Raw genomic sequence first — 6,068 nt, 5'->3', positions numbered from 1 at the left:
CAGACTCTCCCACCGCGAAATCTGTTGTTAGCCCCCCGGCTCTTCTAGTTGTCAGACCCCTGGCTCTGCGCCAACCTGTCGCGCAGACTCTTAGGGCGGATGTCAGGCCAGTTCTGTTCGATGTAGTCGAAGCAGGAAGCTCGATCCGCTTCGCCGTAAACAACCTTCCAGCCGGCAGGGACGTCAGCGAATGCTGGCCACAGACTGTGTTGCTCCTCGTCGTTGACCAAGACGCGAAAGCTGCCATTGTCGTCGTCAAACGGATTGATACTCACTTGGTCCTCCCCATCGTCGAGTAGACCAGTGAAAATCGATCGACAACCCGGCGCAGGCACCCAGCCCCGCCTGTTGCTTCACGATGCCTGTTTCCTGTGGCCCACTCCAGCTATGACGTTCTTGTTGCAGGGCGCCAGCATATCCACTTATCTTGACGAGAGTGCAGAAATTAGAAATCAAAGAATTTCCCATTGCTGCCCCTCTGCCATTCACCTTCTAACTTGTCACGAGTTCCGCGATTCGGCAAATGTTTCTCAGGCCCCATCCAGACTCGCCGCCGGCCGGTGCGGCCGGTGGTGGCCTGCGGATCGGGCGGCCTCGGCCCATGAAACGCCGATTTGGGCTACCCACGGACCGTGATTACGGCGAAAAGTCTGCGCCTGGCCACCGACCAAGGCCAGACAAGGGGTGCTCCGCTGCGGCCATCGGGGCGCGCAAACGGAGGCGGGACGCTCCGCGCTGCGACAGCCAGCCTTCCGAGAGAGGCGGACATCCCGCTCGACGCGGCGCCTCCACGCGCGGCCGGCATACCACCCCGGGACCAACGCAATGTCATTATCGGGGCTAAATGCCCAGCAACTACACAGTTTCAATCACCATCGACGGGTAGTCGTGTCGAGGCGGCCACAAGCCGTGCGCGTAGGCACAACACACTCGCCATGTGGCGCTTCACGAGCGATCGGGCCGGCCCGTCGGGGCTAACACTCGAACGTCATCAGACGGACGCGACGACACGCCCGGCACCTGACTTAGGACATTTGGCCTAGTACCCCGGTTTGATACCGAGGTGGGCCAGGATTTCGCGTTGGGCGGTGGGGACTTCCGGTGGGAAGGTCTGGATGGCACCGTTGATGCTGATGGTGGCGCTGCGCAGCGGCCGGAGCTGCTTGACGACCTTGCCGATGGACAGCCCGGTACGTGCCTGGATGGCGTGGGAGACAGCCAGGGCGGTAAACACGATGGTCAGGTGCGCCTCGATGGCGTCGCGGGTGTAGTGAAACATCGGCCGGGCACGGAGGTCGCTTTTGGACATTCGAAACGATTTCTCGACGTGCCACAGGTCGTGGTACTTGGCGATCACCTCGCCGGCCGGCATCAATTCCCCCGGCACGTTGGTGACGTAGCCCTTGAGTCCGACCAGGGATTGCGCGCGAGCCAGGCTGGCCTCATCAAAACTGCGGTCATCGCCGCGGATTTTGACGAATCGTGCTGATTTGACCTTCTTTTCGCCCTCGATGATGGCGCGGGCGCGGGCCTCTTGGGCGGCCAGGGTCTTCTGGTCACGCCGTGCCCGTTTGGCCGAGTATGCCCAGATCGACCGCCACGCACCCGGATGGGCCTGGGGATCCCAGACCGGTTCAGCCCGCAGCGCGGTGTTGTTGACTTTCGCGTTGCCGTGCCGCGGTGTAACAGTGTCGATGATCTGCCCGTCGGCGAAAACATCACCGTTCCAATGGAAATGGGATTCCAGATCCCCAGGAGCCTTGGTGGAGCGGGAGCCGACGATGAACGACAATCCGAGCTCGTCGAGGGCGTTGAGGTTGGTTGCTGAGAGCATGCCGGCATCAGCAGCCACGACCATCGGAGTGCCGTCCAACCTGTGGCGTTCGAGGAAGCCTTTGACGATCGGGACGATGGTGGTCGTTTCAGCGGTATTGCCTTCGTAGCAGCCGATTTCCAGTGGGAACCCGGTCCGGTCCACCAGCAGGCCCACCACGATCTGCGGATCGACCCGGCGCTCTTTGGAGTAGCCAACCTTGCGCAGGTCATCCTCGGACTCGGCCTCGAAGTACAGGGTCGTCACGTCATAAAGGAGCAGGCTCAGGCCGCCGCAGTCGGTGGCATAGGCAAAGCACTTCTCGGCGATCAGATCCCGATACTTGCCCGCCCCCATCTGGTCGAGGTGACGTTGAATTGTGCGGTAGGACACCGTATTTACGCCCAGATCGGTCAACACCCGGTTGGCGTCGAGCTTGCTGGTCGGCTCCACTATCCGGGCGATCACCAGATCCCGGAACACCCGATCGGCGACATCGTCAAAGCCCAGCCAGTCATAGACCCCGCCGATCACGTCGTAGAGCAGTCGAGAATGGGTGGCCGTCGTTCGGCCGGGCGGTGCCAGCGGGGCGGACTTGGGCTGCGGCACGTCCACCAGCGCCGGCACCCGATAGTCGCCAACATCGGTCAGCAACTGAGCTCGTGCGGCCACCTCGATATCGAGGGCGTGCTGGCCACCAGCGACGATCTGCCGCGCCTGCTCCAGCAGAATGCCCAGTTCAGCATCAGTATGTGCGGAACCAAGATGGGCCAGAATCACCACTCGGCCGCTGTCCTTGCGCGCGACCTGCACCGCGACCGCGCCGGAGGTCGTGCGCACTTTCCGCACGTACGCCACCGCCTGAACCTACCGGCCTAGTACCCCAAACAGCACACTCTATTACCCAAACAACCAGGTCACAGCGCTGCCAATCGGAAAATCCCCACACCGTGTCCTAAGTCAGGTTTGGGCTACCCACGGACCGTGATTACGGCGAAAAGTCTGCGCCTGGCCACCGACCAAGGCCAGACAAGGGGTGCTCCGCTGCGGCCATCGGGGCGCGCAAACGGAGGCGGGACGCTCCGCGCTGCGACAGCCAGCCTTCCGAGAGAGGCGGACATCCCGCTCGACGCGGCGCCTCCACGCGCGGCCGGCATACCACCCCGGGACCAACGCAATGTCATTATCGGGGCTAAATGCCCAGCAACTACACAGTTTCAATCACCATCGACGGGTAGTCGTGTCGAGGCGGCCACAAGCCGTGCGCGTAGGCACAACACACTCGCCATGTGGCGCTTCACGAGCGATCGGGCCGGCCCGTCGGGGCTAACACTCGAACGTCATCAGACGGACGCGACGACACGCCCGGCAGCCGCGACTCGCCCGGAGATCTCATCTGTGAATACGGCTACGACACGTCTGTAGTTCAATTCAGCGAAGCGAACAATCAGGGCATAGAACCCCGCAGACGCGCCGCAGCACGGTAGAGGGCACCGCCACCGAGACGCCCACGCCGGCCAGCAAATCCTGTCGATAGCGTAAGGGGTTTTCAATACGGGCTAATAGCGGCCAACGGCGAAGCGGATTGAGTTAGCCAGGGCCGTCTTAGATGATCTTGGACATGCAAAATCAAGATCGTTTGTATCAAATTTGCGATTGCAAACAGACAACTGCTTCACTCAGACACGGTGAAGTACTTGATCAGCCCATTTTTGGCTAGTTTGGCAAACAACCGGCAGCCGAACAATGTTTGCAATTGATTAGACGTCCGTATGAAGTCTCCGGCGAAGGCTGGAAACAGTCAGCTGACGGTTGCCAGAACGAACGGCAACACCCCAGGCGCTCCGGCGTCACGCAGCAGTCGCGCGGCCATGGTCAGCGTCCAGCCGGTGTCTGTCATATCGTCGACCAGAAGCACCGGACCATCCCAGTGTCCTCCTGCGTCCTCGTCGGCGACACCCGATTGCGGTCGTTCCCAGGCACCGTCCAGCGCCGCTACGCGATAGGCCGAATTCGCCGCGGTGACAGGCCGCCGTTGCGGCGCATAGGTCAGGGTGCCCAGATTCGTCAGCCGGCCGATCTGCGCCAGCCGCTGCACCGTCGAGGAGATCAACAGCGGATGCGTCTCGGAGTCCAGCCCCATCACCGCGGCCGGCCGTTGATCCCAGTCCCATGCTTTGAGCACCTCGATGGCCGCGTCGATCACGTCGTCGGGAACCTCGCCGTCCGGCTCGGCCAGAAGGCGGCGGAGCCGCGCTCCCCAGCCGAGATCGGTGAGTCGGCCGATCGCCCGCCCCGGCCCGGCACCCTCGGCGATGCGACCGGACAGCGGCACACCGAGCGCAGCGAGCCCGGACGGCCACTGCTTGCGCGGGGCCACCAGGACGCCGGGCCTGGACAACCGCTGGGCGGTATCGGTGAGGATGTCCTGCGCCACCGCCGCCTCGTAGCGCCGGCCGGTGCAGTTGTCACAACGTCCGCACCGTGCGTCTGGTGCCAGCTCCGGATCGTCGAGCTGGCCCCGCAGGAACACCATCCGGCAGCCGGTGGTGGCCTGGTAGTCCAGCATCGCCTGTTGCTCCCGGCGGCGCGCCTCGTCCAGTGCCCGGTACCGGGGCTCGTCATAACTCCAGGGCTCTCCGGTACCGATCCAGCCGCCCTTAACCCGGCGGACCGCACCATCCACGTCGAGCACCTTCAGCACCATCTCGAGACGCGACCGGTTGAGATCGACCAGGGGTTCCAGCGCCTGGGTGGACTGTGCGCGGTCGGTCTCCAGTGCACCGATGACGTGGCGCACCATCGATTCGGACGGGAACGCCACCGACGCGAAGTACCTCCAGACGTCTTGATCCTCGGTGCCGGGAAGCAGGATCACCTCGGCGCTGTCGGTCGCACGCCCGGCACGCCCCACCTGCTGGTAGTAGGCGATCGGCGACGAGGGCGCCCCCAGGTGCACGACGAAACCCAGGTCGGGTTTGTCGAAGCCCATCCCCAGGGCCGACGTCGCCACCAGCGCTTTGACCCGGTTCCCGAGCAGGTCGGCTTCCAGCTGTTCCCGTTCGGTGGTGTCGGTCGACCCGGTGTAGGCGGCCACCTTGTGGCCACGCTCGGCCAGTAGTGCGGCCACATCGTGGGCCTGGGCCACCGTGAGGGTGTAGATGATGCCGGAGCCCGGCAGGGAATCCAGGTGCGCCGCGATCCACGCGGCCCGCTGCGCGGGGGTGCCCACTTGCACCACCGACAGGCGCAACGACTCGCGGTCAAGCCCGCCGCGCAACACCAGTGTGTCCGCTCCACCGACGCCCAGCTGGGTCGCGACATCACTGACCACCCGATCGTTGGCCGTCGCAGTGGTCGCGAGAACCGGTACCTGAGAACCCAATTCGGCGATCAGGGTTCGAATCCGGCGGTAGTCCGGCCGGAAGTCGTGTCCCCAGTCGGAAACGCAGTGCGCCTCGTCGACTACCACGAGACCCGCGTCGGCGGCAAGCGCGGGCAGCACGTTGTCACGGAAGTCGGGATTGTTGAGGCGCTCGGGGCTGACGAGGAGTACGTCGAGCTCGCCGTCGGCCACCTGCCGGTGAATCGCGTCCCACTCGGTGACGTTGCCGGAGTTGATCGTCGCGGCCCGCACCCCGGCCCGCTCGGCGGCGGCCACCTGGTTGCGCATCAACGCCAGCAGCGGGGAGACGATGACCGTGGGGCCGCGACCGACTGCGCGCAGCAGCTTGGCCGCGATGAAATACACCGCGGACTTGCCCCAACCGGTGCGTTGCACGACGAGCGCGCGTTGCCGCTGGACCACCAGCGCCTCGATGGCCGACCACTGATCATCGCGCAGCACCGCCCCGGGCCCGGCCAGTTGTTCGAGGATCGACTGGGCCTGCTCGCGGGTTGTCATGGCCCCAATGATGCCGGGTACGCCCGACACCGCTCACCACGCCGAGCCCTCATCACCGAAAGTGCCAGTCGCGCTAAGCGTTTCGCTTAAACATGAATCTCTGTCAACTTTTGCGGAAACACCGTCGCGCCCGATACTCATCCGGTAGACGTGGATCCATGCCTATGGGGGGATATGTGGGGCACGTCGGTGCGTTGGCGGTGGCCCTGGGGATCGGTTCTGCGGTAGCGCTGAGCAACGGGTGCGGGGTGGCGGCGGCCGACCCGGCGGACTCGTCCACATCGTCTGCTTCATCTGGTTCATCTCGGCCATCGGGGCCGTCGGGGCCGTCGGTCAAGACGCCTGATCGAG

At 64.3% G+C, this 6,068-nt stretch carries 3 protein-coding genes; all 3 read right to left on the bottom strand.

What is annotated here, in order from left to right:
• Positions 1 to 44: 44 nt before the first annotated feature.
• The 3 genes from JOF57_RS29035 to JOF57_RS29025 all read right to left on the bottom strand — a co-directional run bounded on the left by JOF57_RS29035 (position 45) and on the right by JOF57_RS29025 (position 5,717).
• On the bottom strand, positions 45 to 275 hold the full coding sequence (locus tag JOF57_RS29035; protein WP_209922852.1) for an MbtH family protein: 231 nt from the start codon (positions 273 to 275) through the stop codon (positions 45 to 47).
• A gap of 764 nt (positions 276 to 1,039) precedes the next feature.
• Positions 1,040 to 2,671, bottom strand: coding sequence for an IS1634 family transposase (locus JOF57_RS29030; RefSeq protein ID WP_209922850.1), 1,632 nt, complete (start codon positions 2,669 to 2,671; stop codon positions 1,040 to 1,042).
• 943 nt (positions 2,672 to 3,614) lie between these two features.
• Positions 3,615 to 5,717 (bottom strand): RecQ family ATP-dependent DNA helicase, encoded by a 2,103-nt coding sequence (locus JOF57_RS29025; RefSeq protein WP_209922849.1) that lies wholly within the window; start codon positions 5,715 to 5,717, stop codon positions 3,615 to 3,617.
• Between the last annotated feature and the right edge of the window lie 351 nt (positions 5,718 to 6,068).

This window comes from Mycolicibacterium lutetiense, from assembly GCF_017876775.1.
Lineage (GTDB): Bacteria > Actinomycetota > Actinomycetes > Mycobacteriales > Mycobacteriaceae > Mycobacterium > Mycobacterium lutetiense.
This window is presented reverse-complemented; position numbering and strand designations above follow the sequence as displayed.

Excerpts from the sequence above, each read along its gene's own strand:
- JOF57_RS29025 (WP_209922849.1), bottom strand. The coding sequence starts at position 5,717 with ATGACAACCCGCGAGCAGGCCCAGTCGATCCTCGAACAACTGGCCGGG.